General features: G+C 60.0%; 22 protein-coding genes. 12 read left to right on the forward strand and 10 right to left on the reverse strand.

Going from position 1 to position 23,714, the window contains the following annotated elements; genetic code table 11:
* The first annotated feature begins 13 nt into the window (after positions 1–13).
* The 9 genes from tsaE to MRY75_RS21180 all read left to right on the forward strand — a co-directional run bounded on the left by tsaE (position 14) and on the right by MRY75_RS21180 (position 11,632).
* Positions 14–487 carry a tRNA (adenosine(37)-N6)-threonylcarbamoyltransferase complex ATPase subunit type 1 TsaE gene (tsaE, locus tag MRY75_RS21140; RefSeq protein WP_292309962.1) on the forward strand — a complete coding sequence of 158 codons (474 nt, stop codon included), beginning with the start codon at positions 14–16 and terminating at the stop codon, positions 485–487.
* Positions 484–1,452, forward strand: coding sequence for a phosphotransferase (locus MRY75_RS21145; RefSeq protein WP_292309963.1), 969 nt, complete (start codon positions 484–486; stop codon positions 1,450–1,452). The genes tsaE and MRY75_RS21145 overlap by 4 nt, the downstream gene beginning before the upstream one ends.
* Positions 1,449–2,129: a nucleotidyltransferase family protein gene (locus MRY75_RS21150; RefSeq protein WP_292309964.1), complete on the forward strand. Its 681-nt coding sequence runs from the start codon at positions 1,449–1,451 to the stop codon at positions 2,127–2,129. The genes MRY75_RS21145 and MRY75_RS21150 overlap by 4 nt, the downstream gene beginning before the upstream one ends.
* Complete coding sequence (addB, locus tag MRY75_RS21155) at positions 2,122–5,067, forward strand: double-strand break repair protein AddB (RefSeq protein WP_292309965.1); 2,946 nt, start codon at positions 2,122–2,124, stop codon at positions 5,065–5,067. Before MRY75_RS21150 ends, addB begins: the two co-directional genes overlap by 8 nt.
* Entirely contained in the window at positions 5,064–8,456 is a 3,393-nt protein-coding gene (addA, locus tag MRY75_RS21160; RefSeq protein WP_292309966.1) for a double-strand break repair helicase AddA, read from the forward strand. The genes addB and addA overlap by 4 nt, the downstream gene beginning before the upstream one ends.
* 49 nt (positions 8,457–8,505) lie before the next feature.
* Complete coding sequence (trxA, locus tag MRY75_RS21165; protein ID WP_292265939.1) at positions 8,506–8,826, forward strand: thioredoxin; 321 nt, start codon at positions 8,506–8,508, stop codon at positions 8,824–8,826.
* Positions 8,827–8,941: 115 nt separating this feature from the next.
* The gene (hslV, locus tag MRY75_RS21170) at positions 8,942–9,499 is read left to right on the forward strand and encodes an ATP-dependent protease subunit HslV (protein ID WP_292309967.1); all 558 of its coding nucleotides are present in this window, start codon (positions 8,942–8,944) and stop codon (positions 9,497–9,499) included.
* 37 nt (positions 9,500–9,536) lie between these two features.
* Positions 9,537–10,847, forward strand: coding sequence for an ATP-dependent protease ATPase subunit HslU (gene hslU, locus MRY75_RS21175; protein ID WP_292309968.1), 1,311 nt, complete (start codon positions 9,537–9,539; stop codon positions 10,845–10,847).
* A gap of 107 nt (positions 10,848–10,954) precedes the next feature.
* Positions 10,955–11,632, forward strand: a complete 678-nt coding sequence (locus MRY75_RS21180) for a D-lyxose/D-mannose family sugar isomerase (protein ID WP_292309969.1) — start codon at positions 10,955–10,957, stop codon at positions 11,630–11,632.
* Between the two features lie 53 nt (positions 11,633–11,685).
* Here the strand turns inward: MRY75_RS21180 and MRY75_RS21185 are convergent, their stop codons facing one another.
* The 5 genes from MRY75_RS21185 to pip all read right to left on the reverse strand — a co-directional run bounded on the left by MRY75_RS21185 (position 11,686) and on the right by pip (position 18,184).
* Complete coding sequence (locus MRY75_RS21185) at positions 11,686–13,230, reverse strand: ABC transporter substrate-binding protein (RefSeq protein WP_292309970.1); 1,545 nt, start codon at positions 13,228–13,230, stop codon at positions 11,686–11,688.
* A 62-nt stretch (positions 13,231–13,292) separates the two neighbouring features.
* Positions 13,293–14,939 (reverse strand): ABC transporter ATP-binding protein, encoded by a 1,647-nt coding sequence (locus tag MRY75_RS21190; protein ID WP_292309971.1) that lies wholly within the window; start codon positions 14,937–14,939, stop codon positions 13,293–13,295.
* Positions 14,936–16,138: an ABC transporter permease gene (locus tag MRY75_RS21195; protein WP_292309972.1), complete on the reverse strand. Its 1,203-nt coding sequence runs from the start codon at positions 16,136–16,138 to the stop codon at positions 14,936–14,938. The genes MRY75_RS21190 and MRY75_RS21195 overlap by 4 nt, the downstream gene beginning before the upstream one ends.
* Entirely contained in the window at positions 16,135–17,130 is a 996-nt protein-coding gene (locus MRY75_RS21200; RefSeq protein WP_292309973.1) for an ABC transporter permease, read from the reverse strand. The genes MRY75_RS21195 and MRY75_RS21200 overlap by 4 nt, the downstream gene beginning before the upstream one ends.
* Before the next feature lie 82 nt (positions 17,131–17,212).
* Complete coding sequence (pip, locus tag MRY75_RS21205) at positions 17,213–18,184, reverse strand: prolyl aminopeptidase (RefSeq protein WP_292309974.1); 972 nt, start codon at positions 18,182–18,184, stop codon at positions 17,213–17,215.
* 50 nt (positions 18,185–18,234) lie between these two features.
* On the opposite strand from pip, the gene ubiG reads away from it, so the two are divergent.
* The gene (gene ubiG, locus MRY75_RS21210) at positions 18,235–18,978 is read left to right on the forward strand and encodes a bifunctional 2-polyprenyl-6-hydroxyphenol methylase/3-demethylubiquinol 3-O-methyltransferase UbiG (protein ID WP_292309975.1); all 744 of its coding nucleotides are present in this window, start codon (positions 18,235–18,237) and stop codon (positions 18,976–18,978) included.
* 30 nt (positions 18,979–19,008) lie between these two features.
* Here ubiG and MRY75_RS21215 read toward each other — a convergent pair whose 3' ends face one another.
* From MRY75_RS21215 to MRY75_RS21230, 4 genes are read right to left on the reverse strand one after another with little or no spacing between them, the layout of a single operon-like run.
* Complete coding sequence (locus MRY75_RS21215) at positions 19,009–19,458, reverse strand: MarR family transcriptional regulator (protein WP_292309976.1); 450 nt, start codon at positions 19,456–19,458, stop codon at positions 19,009–19,011.
* Complete coding sequence (locus MRY75_RS21220) at positions 19,458–20,288, reverse strand: carbon-nitrogen hydrolase family protein (protein ID WP_292309977.1); 831 nt, start codon at positions 20,286–20,288, stop codon at positions 19,458–19,460. Before MRY75_RS21220 ends, MRY75_RS21215 begins: the two co-directional genes overlap by 1 nt.
* A 5-nt stretch (positions 20,289–20,293) precedes the next feature.
* Entirely contained in the window at positions 20,294–20,551 is a 258-nt protein-coding gene (gene grxC / locus MRY75_RS21225) for a glutaredoxin 3 (RefSeq protein ID WP_292309978.1), read from the reverse strand.
* 30 nt (positions 20,552–20,581) lie between these two features.
* Positions 20,582–21,277, reverse strand: coding sequence for a ComF family protein (locus MRY75_RS21230; protein WP_292309979.1), 696 nt, complete (start codon positions 21,275–21,277; stop codon positions 20,582–20,584).
* A gap of 47 nt (positions 21,278–21,324) precedes the next feature.
* Between MRY75_RS21230 and MRY75_RS21235 the strand changes: the two genes are divergently transcribed.
* Positions 21,325–22,146 carry a methyltransferase domain-containing protein gene (locus MRY75_RS21235; RefSeq protein ID WP_292309980.1) on the forward strand — a complete coding sequence of 274 codons (822 nt, stop codon included), beginning with the start codon at positions 21,325–21,327 and terminating at the stop codon, positions 22,144–22,146.
* 56 nt (positions 22,147–22,202) lie between these two features.
* Complete coding sequence (gene hemH / locus MRY75_RS21240) at positions 22,203–23,267, forward strand: ferrochelatase (RefSeq protein ID WP_292309981.1); 1,065 nt, start codon at positions 22,203–22,205, stop codon at positions 23,265–23,267.
* 35 nt (positions 23,268–23,302) lie between these two features.
* On the opposite strand, the gene MRY75_RS21245 is transcribed toward hemH, so the two are convergent.
* The gene (locus MRY75_RS21245) at positions 23,303–23,638 is read right to left on the reverse strand and encodes a hypothetical protein (protein ID WP_292309982.1); all 336 of its coding nucleotides are present in this window, start codon (positions 23,636–23,638) and stop codon (positions 23,303–23,305) included.
* Between the last annotated feature and the right edge of the window lie 76 nt (positions 23,639–23,714).

Raw genomic sequence — 23,714 nt, forward strand, 5'->3', positions numbered from 1 at the left:
TAAACATGCCTGCATGACCCAGAACAGCGCGGCCTTCACCTCGACCTCACCCGATGAAACCGCGCGGTTGGCCATACGGCTGGGGGCAACACTGCAAGCCGGGGATACCATGCTTCTCGAAGGTGACATCGGCGCCGGAAAGAGCCATTTCGCACGTGCTCTGATCCAATCGCGACTGCCTGTACCGGAAGACGTGCCCTCGCCGACATTTACCATCGTTCAAGCCTACGATCTGCCGGACACCATGATTTGGCACGCCGATCTTTACCGGCTTGGCGACCCCGATCAGGTCATCGAACTGGGCCTGCTCGACGCGTTCCAGACGGCGATCTGTCTCGTCGAATGGCCGGACAGGCTCGACGATCTGCGCCCAAAAGAGGCGCTGACCATCAAGCTTGACGATCCGGACAAGACAGACCGGCGTGTCATCACACTGAGCTGGTCGGATCCGCGCTGGACGGGGCGTGTTGCGGGCGTTCTGACATGAATATCGAGGCATTTCTGAAAGCACATGGATGGGCCGGAGCCAGCCAATATCCCTTGGCAGGCGATGCATCGTCGCGAAGGTATATCAGGCTCTGTTCAGGCCCAAAACGCGCCATCCTGATGATCGATCCCCAAGACGACACGGAGCGCTTCGCCGCTGTCAGCACACACCTTCAGTCGCTGGCTCTCTCCGCGCCGGACATCTATGCCCGCGACGCCGGGTTGATGCTTCTCGAGGACTTGGGCGACGCACAAGTCGCTCGGGTGGCAAAGGCTGATCCGACTTTGGAGATTCCCCTCTATCAGGCCGCGGCCGATGTTCTCTGTCACCTCGAAACAGCCGAACTGCCGGACGGGCTGACCCATGTCACGCCAACGATCCTTGGTGAGATGATCGAACCGGCGTTCGACCATTACCTTCCGCTTTTTGGACAGAGCAATTCCGAAACAGCAGCAGAGATCACGACACGGTTGACCGAACTTCTTACCCGTCACTTGCCGAATGAGACCGTCCTCGTGATGCGGGACTATCATGCCGAAAACATGATCTGGCTGCCCGAACGCGCACATCTTCGCCGTATGGGGCTTCTGGACTTTCAGGATGCGCTTGTCGGACCGCCGATCTACGATCTTGTCTCCATGCTTCAAGACGCCCGTCGCGATGTGAGCGACACCTGTCACGCGGCCACTCTGCGTCATTACCTGAAGCGGACAGGGCGATCGGAACAGGCTGTCATGCCTGCGTTTCACCTGCTGGGTCTGCAACGCAATCTGCGTATTCTGGGCGTCTTTGCACGGCTTGCAACAGACCGGAACAAACCGGGGTACCTGTCTCTGATCCCACGGGTTTGGCGGCACATCAAAACCAGTTTGGCGCAACCCTTCGCGAGCGACCTCGAACCGCTTGTGCGGGACCTTTTTCCCGAACCCACAGCGGATCGCCTGACACCGAGGGTCATGACATGACCTTTCCTGTGATGCTGTTCGCAGCTGGCTTCGGCACGCGCATGGGCGCGTTGACCAAGGACCAACCGAAACCTCTGATTTCCGTGGCGGGCAAACCGCTGATCGACCACGCGCTCGACCTGGTGCGCGACGCGTCGCCAAGTCGAATTGTGGTCAACGCCCATTACAAGGCAGAGAAGATTGTCGAACACTTCGACGGGACGGACGTGCAGGTCCTGATCGAAAGCCCCGACATTCTCGACACAGGCGGTGGTCTCAAGGCCGCTCTTCCGGTTCTGGCGTCGGACGTCGTGGTGACAATGAACACCGACGCAGTCTGGGACGGACCCAACCCGCTGCACGTCCTGCAATCGGCATGGACCGACGACATGGACGCTTTGCTGTTGTGCGTCCCAAAGGGACAGACCATCGGACACATAGGCAAGGGCGACATCGACATCGGACAGGACGGGCATGCGACCTGGGGGACCGAAACCGTCTATTCAGGTGTGCAGATCCTGCGGGCAAAAACAGTCTCTGAGACACCTGAACGCGTCTTTTCGCTGAAGACCGTCTGGCAGCGGCTGGAGGCGAAAAGCGCGCTGCATGCGGTGGTTTATCCCGGACGCTGGTGCGATGTCGGACATCCCGGAGGGATCGGACTGGCCGAACAGATGCTGAGGTCCGCAGATGTTTGACCCGTCGGATCGGCCGCGCCTCTTTGCTCTTCCGCCCGGGGCAGATTTCGCCAGGGAATTGGTGCTTGGCATCAAACGCAGGCTGATGGGCCACCCGCCCGAGGCGATGGCGCGCGTGGAGCTGATCCTCAACACCCGGCGGATGCAACGCCGCGTCGAAGCCATGTTCGACAGTCTTGGCGCTGGCTTTCTGCCCCGCATTCGACTGATCACCGATCTGGCCGATCCGGTCGATCGCGCGCACCTTCCGAATCCGATCGCGGGACTGCGCCGCCAACTGGAACTGGCGGAACTGGTCCGCAAATTGATCGACGCAGATCCGGGCCTTGCACCCAGATCGGCAGTCTACGATCTTGCTCAGAGCCTTGGCGCTCTTCTCGACGAAATGCAGGCCGAAGGCGTGACGCCGGACGATATTGCTCGCCTCGATGTCACCGACCAATCCGGCCACTGGGAGCGTGCCCAACGCTTTCTGGGGATCGTAACGCACTATTTCGACCCGTCAAACGACACGCCCGATGCAGCCGCCGTCAATCGTATGGCACTGAACAGGCGTCTTGAGCGTTGGGCAGGAAATCCGCCGCATCACCCTGTCATTGTCGCCGGATCTACCGGCTCGCGCGGGTCCGCGTTTCAGCTCATGACAGTGGTGTCCAACCTGCCCCAAGGTGCGGTTATCCTGCCCGGTTTCGACATGGATATGCCGGCATCAACCTGGGATGTCCTGCGAAATGATGTGCGCAACACCGAAGCGATGCAGGGTGAAGATCACCCACAATTCCGCTTCGCGCGCCTGCAGGAACGGCTGGAGCTGCATCATGACGAGATTGTCCCCTGGACGGATGCATCTGCACCGAACCCGGCGCGCAATGCGCTGGTGTCTCTTGCAATGCGCCCGGCACCAGTGACGGACGAATGGTTGAAAGAAGGGCCAAGACTTCCAGCTTTGTCTGACGCGACACAGTCACTGACCCTGCTCGAAGCGGCCTCGCCGCGCGATGAGGCCCGCGCCATCGCCATGCGCTTGCGACAGGCGGCCGAGGACCACGTGACCGCTGCCTTGATCACGCCGGACCGGATGCTCACCCGCCGCGTGACTGCCCTTCTCGATCGGTGGGGCATCCTGCCGGATGACAGCGCAGGCACCCCTGCGCATCTCACGGCACCTGGACGGTTGCTGCGCCACGTCGCCCAACTCCGCGTCAAGGGCCCGACCGCTGATGCCTTGCTGACAATCCTGAAACATCCGCTGTGCCACGCAGGCGGGGATCGCGGTCAGCACCGGCTGTGGACTTCGGAACTGGAATTGTACATCCGCAAGAAAGGCATCCCTTACCCCGACCTTGGGCAACTCATGGCGTGGCCCGGTGCGGACGATGCGCAGGACTGGCTTACGTGGCTGGAGCGCTGTCTCTTGCGCCCTGCCGATACGGGACTGGCTCCTCTGGGGGACCATGTGTCCCGGCACATCAGGCAGACCGAAGAGATCTGTGCAGGATCCGGTAGCGATGATGCGTCCGAACTTTGGAACCGCAAGGCGGGTGAGACATGTCGCAAGGCATTCGACACCCTGATCGAGACTGCGGGTTTCGGCGGAGGCGTCACCTCCCGTGACTATGCCGACCTGGTGGACAACCTGCTGCGCGCAGAAGACGTGCGGGACCGCGACACGCCGCATCCCCATATTCTGATCTGGGGCACCATCGAGGCACGTGTGATGGGTGCCGATCTCGTGATTCTGGGCGGTCTGAACGAACACTCCTGGCCGGATGCACCGCCTGCCGATCCATGGCTGAATCGCAGGATGCGACAGCAAGCGGGACTTTTGTTGCCCGAACGCCGCATAGGACTGTCCGCGCATGACTTCCAGCAAGCCATCGGGGCCAAGGACGTCTGGCTTAGCCGTGCCGTGCGATCAGAGGATGCCGAGACCGTTCCATCCCGCTGGTTGAACCGTCTGACCAACCTGCTCAGCGGATTGCCCGGCACCGGAGGACCCGAGGCACTGAAGGCGATGCAGGCGCGCGGGCAGGCATGGTTGCAACTTGGGCGCGCGCTTGAACGGCCCATTGCTGTGCCAGCAGCATTCCGGCCGTCGCCCATCCCGCCGGTCGAGGCGCGGCCAAGCGAATTGTCGGTGACCAATATCGAAAAGCTGATCCGCGATCCCTATGCCATCTACGCATCCAAGATCCTGCGGTTGCGCCAATTGCATCCGATTCAGCACGCCCCGAACCCGATGCATCGCGGCACGGTAATTCACAAGGTTTTCGAGGAATTCGTCTCTGATACGGCCCGAAAGGGCGCGCCATTGACGGAACAGACATTGCTCGAGACCGCTCGACGTATCCTCGATGCCGAGGTTCCCTGGCCGACGGATCGCATCCAATGGCGCATTCGGATCGAAAAGATCGCTCGTTGGTTCGTCGCAAACGAAGCCGCCCGGCAAGACATCGCAACGCCCGTCCTGTTCGAAACCCAAGGCGCGATGCAACTGGCCGATCCGCCGTTTCGCATCACCGCCAAGGCTGACCGCATCGACCTCAACGACAGGGCCGAAGCGTTTGTCTACGATTACAAGACAGGGACCGCTCCAACAAAGGATCAGCAATTGCAGTTCGATGTGCAATTGCTCGTGACTGCGGCTCTGATCCTTGAAGGCGGTTTTGACGGGTTCAGCCCCCGTTTCGTGACCGATGCCCGCTACATCTCGCTTGCCGGCGATGGCAGCGAAGTCCCCGCACCGCTGGATGCGTGCCCGCCGGCGCAGACCATCGGAATGCTTAGGTCGCTGATCGACGCTTATCGCCATCCGGACACCGGCTACACGGCACGCAATCGCCTGCACAAGGACGCCTTTGGATCGGATTACGACCAACTGTCCCGCTATGGCGAATGGACCGCAGCGGATCCTGCAAGAAAAGTGCGGCTGTCATGATCCGGAACGAGGCCACGGAGGCGCAAGTCCGCGCGGCGGATCCCTGGGCGTCGACCTGGCTTGGCGCAAATGCCGGGTCTGGAAAGACACGTGTGCTGACCGACCGTGTCGCACGTCTGCTGCTGGGCGGCACACGGCCGGAACATATCCTCTGCCTCACCTTCACCAACGCGGCAGCGAGCGAAATGCAGAACCGCCTCTTCAAGCGGTTGGGCGAGTGGGCGATGCTGGACGACCCAAGCCTGAAGGATCAACTTGAAGAATTGGGTGAGGATCCCGCGCTTCTGACCGATACCTTCCTGTCCCGGGCGCGCACTTTGTTTGCCCGGGCCATCGAAACGCCCGGCGGCTTGCGCATTCAGACGATCCACGCCTTCTGCGCGTCGATCCTCAGGCGTTTTCCCCTCGAAGCAGGGGTCAGTCCGCAATTTCAGGAAATTGACGATCGAACCGCCCAGTTGCTGCGCGAGCAGATCCTCGACGAGATGGCCAGCGGTCCAGAAGCCGACCTGATCGCCGATATCGCGCGGATTGCGTCAAACGAACCGCTTCAGGTTCTGGCGGAGTCCATTGTGACCCAGCGCGACGGGTTCACACCTGCGCTGACGAAAGATGAGCTTCGTCAGAGATATGGCCTCGCACCAGATCAGACGCTCGGGACTTTGGCATCCTCTGTTTTTCCTGGTGACGAACTCGCGTTTCTGGCCGGATTGGTCACTGATCTGCGGACCGGAGGCGCCACCGACAACAAGCTGGCCGATGCCATCGTCACCGCGCAGGCCGGCGGATTGACGGCAGTGCTCGCGCTTGAAGGTGGGGTGCTGACGCAGCAGGGCACAATAAGCCAAAGGGTGCCGCCGACCGGCAAATTACGCAAAGGGCCACTTGCGGGCAGTGTCACGAGATTGGAAGACCTGTATCTGCGCATCGAGGCTGCGCGCGAAACGCGACTTGCCCTGGAGGCTGTCGAACGCGACGCCACACTTCATCGCTTTGCAGCGGCTTTCCTGCACCGCTATGAAACGACGAAACAGGCGCGCGGCTGGCTTGATTTTGACGACCTGATCACGCGCACGCGCGCCCTTCTGACCGACCGGCACCAGGCGCAATGGGTGCTTTACCGCCTGGATGGCGGCATCGACCATATCCTTGTCGATGAGGCTCAGGACACCAGTCCGGCCCAATGGGATGTCATCAACAAACTCGCGCAGGAATTCACAGCGGGTCAGGGTGCCCGCAGCACAGTGCGGCGCACCATCTTTGTCGTGGGGGACAAAAAGCAATCGATCTATTCCTTCCAGGGTGCCGATCCACGCGAATTCGACACGATGCGAACCGCGTTCAGGGAACAGATGCAGGCGACAGATGCACCGCTGCAGGACGGTCAACTCAGTTATTCGTTCCGCTCTTCGGTCCCGATTCTGCGGCTTGTCGATCAGCTATTCGCAGGTCGGGACAGGGCCGGTTTTCTGCCGGATCAGACACATATTTCCTTCCACGACAACGTGCCCGGGCGGGTCGATCTTTGGCCGTTGATCGAACCCGCGCCAGCAGAAGAAGACACCTTACCATGGGATACACCTGTAGACCGTGTCAGCCCGACACATCACAACGTGATCCTTGCCAAACGGGTCGCTCGGTTCATACATGACACGCTGGACGCCAAGACGGCAATCCCGGTGGCGGCCAAGAACGGTGAGGTCGACTCCCGCGCTGTCCATGCCGGGGATTTCCTGATCCTCGTGCGGAGCCGCGGCGGGCTGTTTCACGAGATCCTCAAGGCCTGCAAGGCGCTCAGCCTGCCGATTGCCGGGGCTGACAAGCTCAAGGTGATGGCAGAACTCGCGGTCAAGGACCTGCAGGCGCTCTTGGCCTTTCTGGCGACGCCCGAAGACAGCCTGTCGCTGGCATCCGCCCTGCGATCGCCCCTGTTCGGGCTGGATGAACAAGCGATCTTTGATCTTGCCCATCGGCGCACGTCGCCGCATCTCTGGGAAGAATTGCGTCGGCGCAAGGACGCGTTTCCCACTGTTTTCGAGGTCTTGGACGATCTGCGTCGGCAGGTCGATTTCCTGCGCCCATATGACCTGCTGGAACGTGTGCTGATCCGGCACACGGGACGTCAGAAGCTGATTGGGCGACTTGGAGAAGAGGCTGAAGACGGGATTGACGCGCTGCTCAACCAGGCCTTGGCCTACGAACAAACGGACATCCCCAGTCTGACGGGCTTTCTGCATTGGATGGAAACCGACGACATCGAAATCAAACGCACCGTAGACAGCGCCGGTGCCCGGATCCGCATCATGACGATCCACGGCGCAAAGGGTCTCGAAGCGCCCATTGTGATCCTTCCCGACACGCACAAGAAACCCTCGCAATCCGGGAAGGACGTGTTTGTGCGCGCCGAAGGTTCCGCGCATTGGCGCGGCTCCGACAAGACACGCGCCGCCTATCAGCGCGCTGCACTGGAAACCGCAAGACAAGCCGAGGACGAAGAACGCGACAGACTCCTCTACGTGGCGCTTACACGTGCGGAGCGGTGGCTGGTTGTGGCGGGTGCCGGGCCTGCCGACAAGGCCGCCGAAAGCTGGCATGACCGCGTCAAGGCAACGTTAGAGACTGTTGGTGCCGTCCCGCATCGCTTTGCCTTTGCTGACGACGAGGCAAACGAGGGACTGCGTCTGAACCATTCGAACTGGCCCGCAGCCGCTCCTTCGGACGCTGCGCCTTCCCCCGCAGCAGAGCCACCCCTGCCAGCGCTTTTCGACATGCAGGCACCAGAGCCGCCGAAAACCACCCAGGTCCGCAGCCCGTCCGACCTGGGCGGCGCAAAAGCTCTCGCCGGTGCCGAGGGCGACATGACCGATATCGCCAAGGATCGCGGAACGATGATCCACCTGTTGCTGGAAACACTGCCTTCGATCCCGCGCGAGGACCGCAGGGCAGTTGCACAAAGTCTGGTCGCGGGTCACTCTCTCGGAGAGGAAATGATCGACGAAGCGATCAGCGTTCTGGACACCCCGGCCCTCGCCCGGTTTTTCGCAGACAGTGCACTCGCCGAGGTGCCAGTGACCGCAACAATCGACGCGTTTCCCGACACCCACTTCCATGGCGTGATCGACCGGCTTTTAGTGCTGGACGATTGCGTGATCGCCGTTGATTTCAAGACAAACCGAACTGTGCCGGACACAGAGGTTCAAACGCCCGAAGGCCTGTTGCGGCAGATGGGCGCCTACCAAGCCATTCTTCGCCGGATTTACCCGGACAAGCAGATCGAGACCGGCATCCTCTGGACCCGCACTTCCACCTACATGCCGTTGTCGGAAAACCTCGTGACACAAGCACTCGTGAGAGCGCGCCACCTTGACGGGTCAACAGCGGATACATAGTGTCTCGGTCCGACTGAACCATGCGCCCGAGCCTCAAGGAGAGCCGCCAATGCCCACCGTCGCCGTGACCGATGAAACCTTCGATGCCGAAGTCAAGAATTCCAGTGTTCCCGTAGTCGTGGACTTCTGGGCCGAGTGGTGTGGCCCCTGCAAGCAGATCGGCCCGGCGCTTGAAGAGCTTGCTGCCGAATATGGCGACAGCGTGAAGATCGCCAAGGTGGATGTCGACAGCAACCCCAATTCGGCCGCCGCCATGGGCGTCCGGGGCATTCCGTCGCTTTTCATCTTCAAGGACGGTCAGGTCGTGTCGAACAAGACCGGCGCGGCGCCGAAAGCGGCGCTCAAGGGCTGGATCGACGAAAGCATCTGATTTCCGTTGTGAATTTTCTGAAACGCCCGGTCCCAGAACCGGGCGTTTTCCATTGCGGGGCTTGTGGGCTTTGACCGATCGGCCCATATCACCTGCAACGCAAAGAGGACGACACATGGCTGACAATGACTTTCCTGGCTGGCACGGCACCACGATCATCGGCGTCCGCAAAGGCGGCAAGGTGGTGATCGCAGGCGATGGACAGGTCAGCCTTGGTCAGACCGTGATCAAGGGCACTGCGCGCAAGGTGCGCCGCATCTCGCCCGGTGGCTATGACGTGGTCGCTGGCTTTGCGGGATCGACTGCGGATGCCTTTACACTTTTGGAACGTCTTGAGGCCAAGCTCGAAAGCACCCCCGGCCAGCTTCAACGGGCCAGTGTCGAACTGGCCAAAGATTGGCGCACGGACAAATATCTGCAGAAACTCGAGGCGATGCTGATCGTGTCAGATGGCAGGGAACTATACGTAATCACTGGTGCCGGTGATGTGCTGGAGCCTGAACACGATGTCACTGCAATCGGATCGGGCGGGAATTACGCACTCGCGGCCGGCCGCGCCCTGATGGGAACCGACAAGGATGCCGAAGAAATCGCCCGCGAAGCCATGGCGATTGCGGCAGACATCTGTGTCTACACCAATGGCAACCTGACGGTTGAGACGATCAGCGCCTGAGTGCGTTTCGCTCCCGTAGCTGCAAGGACAACATGATATGACCGACCTCACCCCCCGCGAAATCGTGTCGGAACTGGACCGCTTCATCATCGGGCAGAAGGATGCCAAGCGGGCAGTTGCCGTAGCCTTGCGCAACAGATGGCGGCGCAAGCAGCTGAGCGATGATTTGCGCGAAGAGGTGTATCCCAAGAACATTCTTATGATCGGGCCCACCGGCGTCGGCAAGACCGAGATCAGCCGCCGTCTGGCCAAGCTGGCCAAAGCACCTTTCATCAAGGTCGAGGCGACCAAGTTCACCGAGGTGGGCTATGTCGGGCGCGACGTCGAGCAGATCATCCGTGATCTTGTGGATGCTGCCATCGCCATGACCCGTGACCACATGCGCGAAGACGTCAAGGCCAAGGCGCACGAAGCCGCAGAGGAACGCGTGATCGAAGCCATCGCAGGTGACGGAGCCCGAGAGGCCACGCGCGAGATGTTTCGCAAGAAGCTCAAGGATGGCCTGCTGGACGACACGGTGATCGAGCTCGAACTGCAGGACACATCCAGCCCCTTCCCGATGATGGACATCCCCGGACAGCCCAATATGGGCGGCGGCGGCATGATGAACCTGGGCGATCTGTTCGGTAAAGCCTTCGCCGGGCGCACCACCCGCAAACGGATGACCGTGGCGGAAAGCTATGATGTTCTGATTGCAGAAGAGGCCGACAAGCTTCTGGACGATGAATTGGTCAAGGAAAAGGCGTTGGAAGCCGTTGAGCAGAACGGAATCGTCTTTCTTGACGAAATCGACAAGGTCGCCGCACGGCAGGAAACGCGTGGCGGAGATGTAAGTCGCGAGGGCGTGCAGCGCGATCTTCTGCCACTGATCGAAGGCACGACAGTCAGTACCAAGCACGGTCCGGTCAAGACCGACCACATCCTGTTCATTGCCTCTGGTGCGTTCCACATTGCAAAACCCTCGGACCTGTTGCCCGAGCTGCAGGGTCGTCTGCCAATCCGCGTGAATCTGCGTGCCCTGACCGAGGAGGACTTCGTCCGCATCCTGACAGAAACGGACAATGCTTTGACGTTGCAGTACACCGCGCTGATGGCCACGGAAGAGGTGACAGTCGCCTTTACCGAGGACGGAATCGCCGCCCTGGCCAAGATTGCTGCGGATGTGAATCAATCTGTGGAAAACATCGGCGCGCGGCGGCTCTATACGGTGATGGAACGTGTGTTCGAAGACCTGACTTTCGAGGCCCCTGATCGATCTGGCGACACTGTCACGGTTGATGCGGCCTTTGTGGAAAAACATCTGGGCGAGTTGACGAAATCCGCCGACCTCAGCCGCTACGTTCTGTAACCACCCTGTTCGTCGTCAGGTTTCGTGAGGACTCGCCAACGCAGTCCTGTGCTTTCCATGTGGTGCGCGCCTCTCTATGTTAGCGCCATCACATGGGGAGAGAGATTGTGAAACGGTCCCGCATCAACGACATTCTGCGCGAAAGCGATGCTTTCATCCGCTCCTTCGGATACACGCTGCCGCCCTTCGCCTATCACTCACCCGACGCTTTGAAAGCCAGCGATCACACCGAGATCAAGGCACGCCGCATGGGGTGGGACATCACGGATTACGGCAGGGAAAACTTCGACGAGCTGGGCCTCTTCCTGTTCACCACGCGCAACGGACTGAGCGCGGATCTTGGTCAGCGGTCAGCCATGCTCTATGCCGAGAAGATCATGATCTCGCGCGACCGACAGCTCAGCCCGATGCATCGGCATGATCTCAAGGTCGAGGACATCATCAACAGGGGCGGTGGAACGTTGGTCATCGAACTGTTCATGGCAGACGCAGCGGGAGGCGTTGACCGTGACGCCGATGTGAAGGTCATGGTTGACGGTGTGGTTCGCACCTTGCCTGCAGGGGGTCATCTGAAGCTCGACCCGGGTGAATCGGTGACACTTTTCCCAAACAATTGGCATGCTTTCTGGGGCGAAAAGGGCGATGTGCTGATCGGCGAGGTGTCTACTGTCAACGATGATCTGACCGACAACATTTTCGTTGAACCGATCGGCCGCTTTTCCAACGTCCAAGAAGATGAAGCGCCTCTGCATCTTCTGGTTTCGGACTACGACACTCATCTCTGACAAAAAAAGCCCCGCCAGACTGGCGGGGCAATTGTCGCTCTCGCGTTGGTGGATCAGACCATCCACCACCGTTCGGCCATGCGCCCATTGTCCATCTGCCAGAGATTGCCGACGGTTTCTTCCGTCGCGATCTTGTTGGACACCGCCTGAACGTAGTTGGCGAACATCGGGATGATGACGCCGCCATCGTCGCGCAGAATCTGCTGCATCTCGAAATACATCTCGCGACGCTTGTTGCTGTCCAGTTCGGCACGGGCGGTCAGCAGCAATTCCTGGAAGCGCGGCTGATCCCACTGGCTGTCGTTCCAGGGCACACCGGCTTCGTAGGCGGTTGCGAACATCCAGTCCTCAGTCGCGCGGCCCGAGAAATAGGAAGCACAGAACGGCTTCTTCAGCCAGACGTTCGACCAGTAGCCATCTGCGGGTTCCTGCACCACGTTGATGTTGATGCCCGCACCCTTGGCCGAAGCCTGATACAGCTGCGCCGCATCCACCGCACCGTTGAACGCCGCATCCGACACGTTGAGGTCGATGTTGAGCTCGGTCAGACCCGCTTCCTTGAGGTAGAACTTGGCCTTGTCCAGATCGTAGGTCAGCGGCTCCATCTCGGCGTGGAAATACTGGTTGGCCGGGCCGATCGGCGTGTCGTTTGCGGCTTTGCCGTGACCCAGCAGGATTTTGTCTACCAGCTCCTGTCGGTTGATGCCGTACTTGAGCGCACGGCGTACGTTCACGTCGGTGAAGGGATCGACCTTGGTCAGCATCGGGAAGGTGTAGTGCTGGTTGCCTGTCACTTCCTGAATGCGGATCATCGGGTTCGCCCGGAGCAGCGCCTCGGTCTTGAAATCGATGCGATTGATCACATCGACCTGACCCGTCATGAGCGCATTCATGCGCGCCGTGGAATCGTTGATGGCTATGTATTCCAGTTCGTCGAAGAAGCCCGCGCTGTCGCCCTTGTAGTGGCTGTCGACACGGCGTGCGGTCATGCGCACACCCGGCTCGAACGATGTGACCTGATACAGGCCCGTGCCGATGCCCTTGGCAATCGCCTCTTCGATCTGACCCGCCGGATACATCAGCAGGTGATAGTCGGACATCAGATAGGGGAAGTCGGCGTTGCCAGCTTCCAGCGTGAACTGAACCTGATGTTCGCCGGTTTTCTTCATCTCGCTGATCGCGGCGACGATGGGCTGGGCGGCAGATTTTGCACCTTCAGCCACGTGCATCTGCAGCGATTCCAGAACGTCATCCGCACCAAAGGGCTTGCCATTGTGGAAGGTCACACCCTGACGCAGGTTGAATGTCCATGTCTTCGCATCGGGTGTCGCTTCCCAATCCGTGGCAAGTTCACCGATCAGCGATCCATCCGCTGCGATCTCGGTAAGGCTGTCGAACACGGCGCCCTGAGCGCAGGCGATCATGTAAAGATCCGAATGCGTCCGGCCGTCCCAGCTGTCCGATGTGTTGGCCCCGTTGAGACCAGCCCTTAGGCGACCGCCGCGTTTCGCCTGGGCAAACACCGGCAGGCCACTTGCGGCCAGAACACCGGCGGCAGCACCGGTTCGAAGTAGTCCACGTCTAGAAATGCGAGTCATCATCGTCTCCCTGTGATTATGAGCGGTCTCAGGCCGCCTGTAGGTCCTTCATGGACCGATTCTCATGACATCTTATCAACGGCTGCATCGCCGATGTTATCAACTCCACGTTCGTTGAGTAGATTGGTAAGCCAATCCGGGTCCATTTCCGGCACCGAACTGAGCAACAGGTCCGTATAGGGGTGATGCGGTGGCACGAACATCTCCTGTTTCGGCCCCTGCTCCACCACCTCACCGTCTTTCATCACGACAACTTCGTCTGCGATGGCTTTGACCGTCGCAAGATCATGGGTGATGAACATATAGCTGAGTTTCAGATCATCCTGCAGCCGTGCCAACAACTTGAGGATGCCCTCGGCCACAAGCTGATCCAAGGCACTTGTGACCTCGTCACAAATGATGAACTTCGGCTCCGCCGCCAAAGCACGGGCAATGCCGATGCGCTGCTTCTGACCGCCAGACAGCTCGGACGGCAAACGGTCGATATACTGCGCCGCAGGAAGCTCGATCTCATCGAGCAACTCCTCTACACGACGGCGTTTCTGCTTGCCGGTCAGTCCCATGTAGAATTGCACTGGCCGACCGATGATGTCGCCGATGGTGGTCCGCGGGTTCAGCGCCGTGTCCGCCATCTGGTAGATCATCTGCGCTTGCCGCAACTGATCCTTGCTCCGGCTCTTGTAATTCGCCGGCAGCGCCTTTCCGTCGAACTCGATCACACCATGCGTCGGCGGCAACAGCCCCGTGATACACCGCGCCGTGGTCGACTTGCCCGACCCGGATTCACCCACCACCGCAACGGTACGCCCTTCGTGGATGTCAAAGCTGACGTTGTTCAGGACTTTCACCTTGCCGTAGGCGGCAGACACGTTCTGAACGGACACAACAGGCGTCGCGCTTGTGTGCACAGCCGGTTTCTGGGGACGCTCAAAGGCCCGCACTGCCCAGAGGCTCTTGGTATACTCTTCCTTCGGCTGGGCCAGCATCGTGCGCGTGTCAGCCTCTTCCACCTCGTCACCCTTGAGAAGAACTTTGATCCGATCTGCCATCTGGGCGACCACGGCCAAATCGTGGGTGATATAGATCGCGGCGGTGTCAAACTGCTCGACGATATCACGGATCGACGCCAGAACTTCGATCTGCGTCGTCACATCCAAGGCTGTCGTCGGCTCGTCAAAGATGATCAGATCAGGGCGACAGGACATCGCCATCGCCGTCATTGCGCGCTGAAGCTGACCACCGGACACCTGATGCGGGTAGCGGAAGCCGATCTGATCCGGATTGGGCAAGCGCAACCGACGATAAAGCTCGATCCCGTCCTTCATACTCTCGGCGCGGGACATGACACCGTGCTGCACCGGGCCTTCGGTGTGCTGGTCGATCAGCTTGTGCGCCGGGTTAAAGCTGGCTGCCGCAGATTGCGCGACATAGGCAATGCGCTTGCCCAACAGATCCCGCTTCTTGGCGGCTGAGGCTGCAATGAGGTCGATCCCGTCGAACATGACCGACCCCTTCGAGATCCGCACGCCATCGCGGGTAAAGCCCATAGCGGCCAGCCCCAGCGTCGACTTGCCCGCACCCGACTCGCCGATCAGACCCAGCACTTCGCCCTTGTTCAACGTCAGGCTCGCGCCGTTGATGATCGGCGACCACACCTCGTCGCTGCGCCCTTCGATCCAGAGATCGCGGATTTCGACCAGCGCGCTCATTCCTTGAGCCCCGAACTTCTGTGCAGCATCCAGTCCACCACGAAGTTGACTCCGACGGTCAGCAGCGCAATCGCCCCGGCGGCCAGCAGCGGCAGTGCCGCCGTCAAAGGCGAAAACGCCGCGAAGTTGATGAACTGTGCCGAGTCGCGCACCATCGTGCCCCAATCCGCCAAGGGCGGCTGGATGCCGACACCCAGGAAGGACAGCGATGCGATCGTCAGGAAGACAAAGCAGAAGCGCAGTCCGAACTCGGCCAGCAACGGTGCGGTCGCATTCGGCAGGATTTCCTTGAAGATCAGGTAGCCCAAACCTTCGCCCCGCAGCTTGGCGGCTTCAATGTAGTCCATGACCACGATGTTCAGACCCACCGCGCGTGCAAGGCGAAACACCCGCGTGCTGTCGATCACGGCGATGATCAGGATCATGTAGACCGTCAGCAGCCACCGCTCTGATCCGGCCCAGGCACTGGCGATGGTCATCAGGAGCAGCGCAAAGATCAGCGACGGAATCGCCATCAGAACGTCCACGGCCCGGCTGAGAGCCTGATCGAGCCAACCCTGAAGCGTGGCGGCCAGAAATCCGAGAGTCCCTCCAAGGAAGAACGCAATGCAGGTGGTGATGAACGCAATCCCGACGGTGTTCTGCGCGCCATAGATCAGGCGGCTGAGAAGATCGCGCCCGATCTGATCGGTGCCCAGCGGATGCAACGGATCACCCCCCGCCGCCGGGTTACCCCCTGGCAGGACATTGACCTTGGCAAAAACGGCTTCCTGACCATAAGGCGCCAGCCACGCGGCAAAAACAGCCGTAAACGCGTAGACAATCACCACCAGCACGCCAAAGCTCGCAGTCAAAGGCATCTGGCGAAACAGCTTTTTGCTGCCACGCGTGCCAACCGTACGACCCAGAAGGCGAAAGAGATACGCAGCAGCAGCAGACAGAATGAAGAACTGCACCGCCCAGCGAAAGAAGACGACGCCGGCATTCGGGATCCCGGCTTCGTTTACCGTAGGTTGGAAGAAATACCAGACCGAGAAAACCAGAAGACTTGCCCCAAGAACGTAGCCGAAGGCGACTGCGAAAGGCATGTCCCGGAATGCCGGCGCATTGCCCGTTGCCTTTTGCCCGGCGAAGCGGAGAACCCAGCCGCCTGCGGCGATCCCGGTCAGGATCAGGGCCATTGTCAGAAGCGTGTTCATTTGGGATGCCTCAGACGCGGATTGGACAGGATCGACAGGATGTCCGCCAACAGGTTCAGCAGGATGTACGCGGCAGCAAAGATCAGGCAGCACGCCTGCACCACCGGAATGTCGCGGATCTTCACGCTGTCGACGAACAGCTGACCGATGCCGGGATAGACAAACACCACCTCGACCACCACGACCCCGGTGATGAGATAGGCCAGGTTCAAAGCGATCACGTTGATGATCGGTGCAAGCGCATTGGGCAGCGCGTGTTTCACGATGACCCGCATCGGCGACATGCCCTTGAGCCGCGCCATTTCGATATAGGGCGAGGCCAGAAGGTTGATGATCGCCGCCCGCGTCATCCGCATCATATGCGCCGTGACCACTAGGGTCAGCGTCAGCGCGGGCAGCAGCGTCCGTTCAAGCCGTTCACCAAAGGACATGCCCTCAAAGATGTTGGACAGCGACGGCAGCATCGGATTGAGCACCGCAAGGAACAGGATCAGCACATAGGCAAGGAAGAACTCGGGTGACGAGATCGAGGTGAGGGTTGTGATATTCGTTGCACGGTCAAAAACCGAATTGCGGAACAGGGCGGCCAGGATGCCCAGCACAAGCGAGACCGGAACGGCGATACAGGCGGTCACGGCGGCAAGGAACATCGTGTTGGCAAATCGCGGCGCGATCTGCTGCGCGACGGTGGTGCGCACACCACTGTCGGCGCCGACGAAACTGGCAAAGTTCGCCTGTGCAAAGGAATTGCCCAAATCCCCTTGGATCGCGGCACCCAGCCATTGGAAATACCGCGTGATCGGCGGTTGATCGAGACCGAGGTCCCGACGAATCGCCTCGACCGCATCAGGCGTCGCACCCTGCCCCAGGATCGCTTGCGCGAAATCTCCGGGAAGCATGTTCACTGCGGTGAAAATGACAATGGACACCACGAACAGTGTCAGCAGGCCAAGCCCCAGCCGTTGGAGAATGATACGTATGACCGATTGCAACTTCTGGCTTAACCTTGGTTCCCGTCGTTTGCATACGTTAACAACCGCGGGCCACGTGTAAACATCTAATGCCAGCTAAATGTTAAGATGTTGATATATCATCCATAATGCGAACCAGCTCAGCACTGATCCCGGGCTCGGACAGGGCATGACCCGCATTCCGCACCATGCGCAGGTCACATTCCGGCCAGGCACGGGCGAGTTCCCATGCCCGAACAGGCGGGCAAATCATGTCATACCGACCTTGGACAATGGCACCGGGAATGCCCGAAAGGCGACCGATATTCTTGAGGATCCAGCCATCCTCGTCGAGAAACCCGTTGTTGATGAAATAGTGGTTCTCCAGCCTCGCGAAGGCACGGGCGTAATCCCCCGGCGATTCTCCACCCGATCCGCTCGAATAGACCGAGGCCAACGCGTTTTCCCAGGCCGACCATGCCCGCGCAAACCGGGTTTCGGTGCGCAGATCACCACAGAACAGACGCCGGTGATAGGCCGCGATCAGGTCGTCGCGTTCATCCTCGGGGATCATGTCGACGAACCGCGCCCAGGTTTCGGGCCAGAATTGGCCTGCACCCCCGCCGTAGAACCAGTCAAGCTCGGCACGGGTCATCGTGAAAACACCGCGCAGCACAAGATGGCGCACATGCTCTGGATGGCTGATCCCGTAGATCAGAGCCAGCGTGGCGCCCCAGCTGCCACCAAAGACGATGAACTGATCGATCCCGAGCGTCTTCCGGATCAGCTCGATATCCGCAACCAGATCCCACGTCGTGTTGTTGTTGACGCTGGCATGGGGACGGGACCGGCCGCAACCGCGCTGATCGAATAGAACGACGCGGAACACCTTGGGATCGAAATACCGCCGCATCGACGGGCTGCACCCTCCGCCCGGTCCGCCATGAAGCACGATCACCGGGATGCCGTGTTCTGCGCCACATTGCTCGACATACACGCTGTGCCCATCCCCGACGGACAGCATACGCTGATCGTAGGGGTCGATGGGGGGATAAAGGTACTGCACTGCGCGCTTTTGGCTCGGGAATTTATCCATACCCAATCTATATTGGCAGCGATCACCAAAAGACCATGGGGAAAAATCCAGTGACCGCCACGACAACAGTCGATCCTGCCGAAATCGCCAAGTTCGAAGCGATGGCCGCCGAATGGTGGGACCCCAATGGCAAGTTCAAACCCTTGCACATGATGAACCCCGTTCGGCTCGACTACATCACCTCCCAAATTGCTGCAGAGTTCGACCGGGACCTGTCGCAACGCCAACCGTTCTCTGGCTTGCGCCTTCTCGACATCGGCTGCGGCGGCGGGCTCCTGTGCGAACCAATGACCCGGCTTGGCGCGACCGTGGTCGGCGTCGATGCCGGCGGCAGCAACATCCCGGTGGCGCAGGCACATGCGCGCCAATCCGGGCTCGAGATCGACTATCGCCATACAACAGCCGAAGCGATGGCCGCAGCAGGTGAAACATTCGATGTCGTACTCAGTATGGAAGTCATTGAACACGTCGCTGATCCGCTGGGCTTTTTGACGGCGTGCAAGCAGTTGCTGAATCCCGGCGGCCTGCACGTCTGTTCAACGATCAATCGCAATGCCAAAAGCTTTGCCGCCGCCATTGTCGGCGCGGAATACGTCATGCGCTGGCTGCCGAAAGGCACTCATGACTGGGCCAAGTTCATCACTCCGGACGAGCTCTACGGTCTGTTGCGGCAAGCAGGCCTCGATCCCGTTGATCGCAAAGGCTTCCAGTTCAATCCCGTGTCGTGGAAATGGAGCCTCTCGGACCGTGACCTGAGCGTGAACTACGTGACCACAGCCCTGAACCCGCATTAACCACCAGAGCGCGTCAAAGGGACGTTGCGCCTAGCCCCGACCGTCCGGCTCTTCCAGCTTCACGCGCAATTCGCGCAGAACCGGGATCGCCGCACGGACCTTGGTGTCGCCCAGTTCTTCGACCATTTCGTTGATCAGCGGCGTGATCGCAGCTATCGCCGCATCCCGCGCAGACAGCCCTGCCGGACTGATGGACACCTGCTTTCGGCGGGCATCGTCCCAGTCGGGGCGGATATGCACATAGCCTGCCGCCTCGAGCTTGCCCAAAGTGTTGGTCATGGCACCGCGCGTCACGTGAAACGCCTTGGCCAATTGTGCGGGGGTCTTTTCGGATCCTCCCCGTGCCAATTGGTTCAGCACCGAAAAATGCGAAATCTCCATCTTGTTGGGCAACACGCGCGTCAACCTGTTCCGCAGCAACTGATCTGCGGTCAGCAATTCACTGAAGAGCGAAATGGCAAGGGGGCTGCTATCGGTCATCAGGGGCCAGTGAAGTCTCTATCATGCTGTAAAGATGGAATTTTATGTCGCGCTTGTGCCACGTGCGACATATCGAGGTCAACCAGGTGCACCCCGGGTTGCTGCCCCGCATCCAAAAGCACCTCGCCCCAGGGCGATACCGCAAGAGAATGCCCATGTGTTGTGCGTGGCTTGCCTGTACTTACGTCGTGCCGCCCCACTTGGGCCGGGGCCAGGACGAAACACCCGGTTTCGATGGCCCGGGCACGCAGCAACGGTTCCCAATGCATCGGTCCGGTTGCAGGCGAGAAGGCCGCAGGAACGGTCAGGATGTCAGCCCCAGCCTTGGCAAGCGCGCGATGGAGATAGGGAAAACGCACGTCATAACACACTGTCAAACCCACGCGGCCAAAAGGAGTATCGCCCACCACCGCCGCGTGACCGGGCGCAAACCCGGCCGATTCCCGAAATGTCTCGGTTTCCGTCACCTGAACGTCGAACATGTGCAGCTTGTCGTACTGCGCGGCAATCGACCCGTCCGGCGCGATCAGAAAGGACCGGTTCGCAAAACGCTCTTCAGGCGGTTCCGCTTTGAGTGCCAAAGACCCGATCAGAATCCATACCCCCAGGGTCGCGGCCTCATTCCGCAGACCAGCAAGGGTCTGATCCTCGTCCTGATGTACGAGAACGCTGCGCTGATGGCTGCGGCTGTTACTGATGCAATTCGTGACTTCGGGCGTCAGGATGAACTCGGCTCCGTCGCGCGCCGCATCACGGATCAGGCCGGTTGTCACCCGAAGATTGGCAGCGGGATCATCCGAAGACGTCAGTTGGAGCAGAGCCGCACGCATGACGGTCAGGCTGCCAGCAACGGATCGAGCTTGCCAGCGCGATCAAGCGCATAAAGGTCGTCGCAGCCGCCGACATGGGTGCCGCCGATGAAGATCTGCGGCACAGTCCGACCGCCATTGGCGCGCTGGATCATCTCAGGTTTGCGCTCGGGATGGGACAGAACGTCGATTTCCGTGAATGTCGCGCCCTTCTGGGTCAGAAGGCGCTTTGCCGCGTGGCAGAATCCGCAAAGCGGCGAGGTGTATATTTCGATCTGGGGCATCATCAATCCTCTCGGGTAAGTGTCGAGGATTTAATCAGCCTTTGCAACGCGTGCCAGAACCGTGACAAAAATCTCTCGACTCTGTGCGCTCTGGCAGGCGACCGCGCAGGCGGCAAGGGTGGCACCCGAGGTCATCACGTCGTCCACCAACAGGATCGGACGGTCTCGGATATGGTCCGCTTTCCGAACCCGAACCGAGATCGCATCCGACAGTTCCGCGAACCGGGCATCCCGCGATTTGCCATCCAGAGACTGTGTCCGTCTGTGCCGGATCAGAACGTCGGGACAGAACTCCAGCCCAAGTCGCCGCGCGACGGCCTGAGCCAGAAGCGCAGACTGGTTGTATCGACGGGACAGCAACCGGAAAAGATGGAGCGGAACCGGCACGACAATAGCGCTTGGCGGCAGCGCGGGTGGACACGCCGCCACCATCCAGTCCGCGGCCATCGGCACGATGTCATGCCGATCTCCGTGTTTCAGCCCGAGAACAAGCCTGCGCGCGACACCGTCGTAGCGCACCGGCGCACGCCCCTGTGTCCACGGTCGGCCAAGCGACAGGCAATCGTCACACTGGACCGCAATGTCAGAGGTTCCGGGCAAAGAGACCCCGCACAAATCACAGACCAGTCCGGTGATGAATGGGGTTTCGGCAAAGCATGTGGCGCAGAGCCCATGTTCGTCCTGCACCATTCCGCCACACCCAAGGCAGCGCGGCGGGTAAAGCATGCGCAACGCCGTTTGCATTCCACGCTGCAGCATCCTATCTGCCCTGCATGTCCGACACTCCTACCTTGACAGACCGGCCCGCTCTTGCCCGCTACCGTGACCGCGCCCGGCGCGGCCCAGCGTTGTTCCTCCATGAAGAGGCGCTGGCCGATGTGCAGGATCGGCTCGCTTTGGTTAACAAATCCTTTAGCGCGCCCGCCGTCGTGACACCTTTTCCCGACCTTTGGCGCAACGCGTTCCCAACGGCCTGTCTTGTGGATGATACTGAGGTGCTCGACCTATCGGAGACCACCCATGATCTGGTCATCCACGCCATGGCGCTGCATTGGGCCAATGACCCGGTCGGCCAGTTGATCCAGTGTCGGCGGGCGCTCAAACCGGATGGTTTGCTGCTGGTTGTCGCTTTGGGCGGGCAAACCCTGCATGAGTTGCGCGCGGCCTTGGGTCAGGCGGAGATCGAGATCACCGGAGGTCTGTCTCCCCGAGTGGCGCCGATGGGCGAAATCCGTGATCTTGGCGCTCTTCTTCAGCGCGCCGGACTTGCACTTCCTGTGGCGGACAGTGCCGTGCTCAGAACCAGCTATGCGTCCCCCGTGCACCTGATGCACGACTTGCGCGCGATGGGCGAAACCAACGCCATGTCGGCGCGCGTTCGGACCGCGACCCGCAAGAGCGTGATGCTCCGCGCCATGGAACTCTATTCCGAAGCCTACTCGGACGAAAATGGTCGTGTCACGGCCACGTTCGAGCTGATCACCCTGACCGGTTGGGCACCTGATTCGTCGCAACCCCAACCATTACGACCAGGACCTGCAGCGCATCGCCTCGCCGACGCGCTGAACACGGTAGAAACGCCGCTCAAAGATTGACCTGACCCAGATAGAGGTTAGTTAGCCCGCTAAACGACGTGAAGGAAGCAGGCCAGATGTTGGACGCAACAAAAACAGCACAACGCCCCACCCACGCCCCGACGGATCATCCGAAGGTGCCCGCGGAACGGGTTGGCATTCTTCTCGCCAATCTGGGCACACCGGATCACTATTCCTACTGGCCGATGCGCCGCTATCTCAACGAGTTCCTGTCGGATCGCCGGGTCATCGACTACAGCCCATGGCTGTGGCAGCCGCTGTTGCAACTCATCATCCTGACGAAGCGTCCGTTCAGTTCAGGCGAAGCGTACAAGTCGATCTGGAACGAGGACGAGGGTGAAAGCCCGCTCATGACGATCACCAAGGCACAGACAGCCAAGATCACCAAGCAAATGCAGGATCGCTACGGCGATCAGGTGATGGTCGATTTCTGCATGCGCTACGGAAATCCGTCGACCAAATCCAAGGTCCGCGAAATGGTCGATGCCGGATGCCGCAAGATCCTGTTTTTCCCACTGTACCCGCATTATGCGGGCGCCACATCTGCCACCGCCAACGATCAGTTCTTTCGTGCGCTGATGGACGAAAAGTGGCAACCGACGGTACGCACGGTCGATCCCTACTACCAGCACCCGCTTTATATCGAAGCGCTCGCCCAGTCGATCGAACGCGCCTATGCCAAGCTCGAAACCCGTCCGGATATCCTTGTCTGTTCCTACCACGGTGTGCCCAAGCGCTACCTGATGGAAGGCGATCCCTATCACTGCCAATGCCAGAAGACGACGCGCCTGCTCAAGGAACGGCTGGGCTGGGATGACACCGAGATCACCACGACCTTCCAGTCGAAATTCGGCCCGGAAGAATGGCTGAAACCCTACACAGTGGAAGAGGTCGCGCGTCTGGCCGAGGAAGAGAACAAGAAAAACATCGCGGTCTGTGCACCTGCGTTTTCAGCCGACTGCATCGAAACGCTGGAAGAGATCAACGAAGAGATCAAGGAAAGCTTCGAAGAAGCGGGCGGTGAGCATTTCACCTACATCCCCTGCCTCAATGACGACGATGCTCACATCGCGGCATTGTCGGCCGTCATCGAAGAAAACCTCAACGGCTGGCTTGGTTGACGAAAAGCGGAGAACGGCACAAGGAACGCGCGTTCCTAGCCGTCCGCGTGTCCAAGGAAAGATTCAAGCTCTGCCTGCTTGATAGGCTTTGGCATCAATGGCACCGCCGAAAGGCTTGCCGGGATGACGTACTGCGAATAAGCGGATGAAAACGCGATGGTCACGCCTCGTTCCTGAAGCACTTCGGCGACAGCGAAAGACGTGACATCTCCGCCAAGGTTGATATCCAGCACGGCATGGCTGGGTGTCTGATCCGCAATCGCGGCGAATGCATCCTCCTGCGAGACGCAGGGGCCAATCACGGTGTGTCCCATTTTGTGAACCATGGCTTCGAGCATGGTCGCGACCACCATGTTGTCTTCGACGATCATTACGGTCTTCACGGCGTTCAGTCTCCGCCAGTCATTGTCACAGAATGTCGCAAGTTTAACGCTGAAAGTAAATCGG

This window comes from Marivita sp., assembly GCF_022763305.1.
In the GTDB taxonomy this organism is placed as follows: domain Bacteria; phylum Pseudomonadota; class Alphaproteobacteria; order Rhodobacterales; family Rhodobacteraceae; genus Marivita.

Coding starts and splice junctions, on each gene's coding strand:
- trxA (WP_292265939.1), top strand. CDS start 8,506: ATGCCCACCGTCGCCGTGACCGATGAAACCTTCGATGCCGAAGTCAAG.
- grxC (WP_292309978.1), bottom strand. CDS start 20,551: ATGCCCCAGATCGAAATATACACCTCGCCGCTTTGCGGATTCTGCCAC.
- addA (WP_292309966.1), top strand. CDS start 5,064: ATGATCCGGAACGAGGCCACGGAGGCGCAAGTCCGCGCGGCGGATCCC.
- MRY75_RS21145 (WP_292309963.1), top strand. CDS start 484: ATGAATATCGAGGCATTTCTGAAAGCACATGGATGGGCCGGAGCCAGC.
- hslU (WP_292309968.1), top strand. CDS start 9,537: ATGACCGACCTCACCCCCCGCGAAATCGTGTCGGAACTGGACCGCTTC.
- MRY75_RS21150 (WP_292309964.1), top strand. CDS start 1,449: ATGACCTTTCCTGTGATGCTGTTCGCAGCTGGCTTCGGCACGCGCATG.
- MRY75_RS21220 (WP_292309977.1), bottom strand. CDS start 20,288: ATGCGTGCGGCTCTGCTCCAACTGACGTCTTCGGATGATCCCGCTGCC.
- MRY75_RS21195 (WP_292309972.1), bottom strand. CDS start 16,138: ATGAACACGCTTCTGACAATGGCCCTGATCCTGACCGGGATCGCCGCA.
- addB (WP_292309965.1), top strand. CDS start 2,122: ATGTTTGACCCGTCGGATCGGCCGCGCCTCTTTGCTCTTCCGCCCGGG.
- hslV (WP_292309967.1), top strand. CDS start 8,942: ATGGCTGACAATGACTTTCCTGGCTGGCACGGCACCACGATCATCGGC.
- MRY75_RS21235 (WP_292309980.1), top strand. CDS start 21,325: ATGTCCGACACTCCTACCTTGACAGACCGGCCCGCTCTTGCCCGCTAC.
- MRY75_RS21230 (WP_292309979.1), bottom strand. CDS start 21,277: ATGCTTTACCCGCCGCGCTGCCTTGGGTGTGGCGGAATGGTGCAGGAC.
- MRY75_RS21245 (WP_292309982.1), bottom strand. CDS start 23,638: ATGATCGTCGAAGACAACATGGTGGTCGCGACCATGCTCGAAGCCATG.
- hemH (WP_292309981.1), top strand. CDS start 22,203: ATGTTGGACGCAACAAAAACAGCACAACGCCCCACCCACGCCCCGACG.
- MRY75_RS21190 (WP_292309971.1), bottom strand. CDS start 14,939: ATGAGCGCGCTGGTCGAAATCCGCGATCTCTGGATCGAAGGGCGCAGC.
- MRY75_RS21185 (WP_292309970.1), bottom strand. CDS start 13,230: ATGACTCGCATTTCTAGACGTGGACTACTTCGAACCGGTGCTGCCGCC.
- pip (WP_292309974.1), bottom strand. CDS start 18,184: ATGGATAAATTCCCGAGCCAAAAGCGCGCAGTGCAGTACCTTTATCCC.
- tsaE (WP_292309962.1), top strand. CDS start 14: ATGACCCAGAACAGCGCGGCCTTCACCTCGACCTCACCCGATGAAACC.
- MRY75_RS21215 (WP_292309976.1), bottom strand. CDS start 19,458: ATGACCGATAGCAGCCCCCTTGCCATTTCGCTCTTCAGTGAATTGCTG.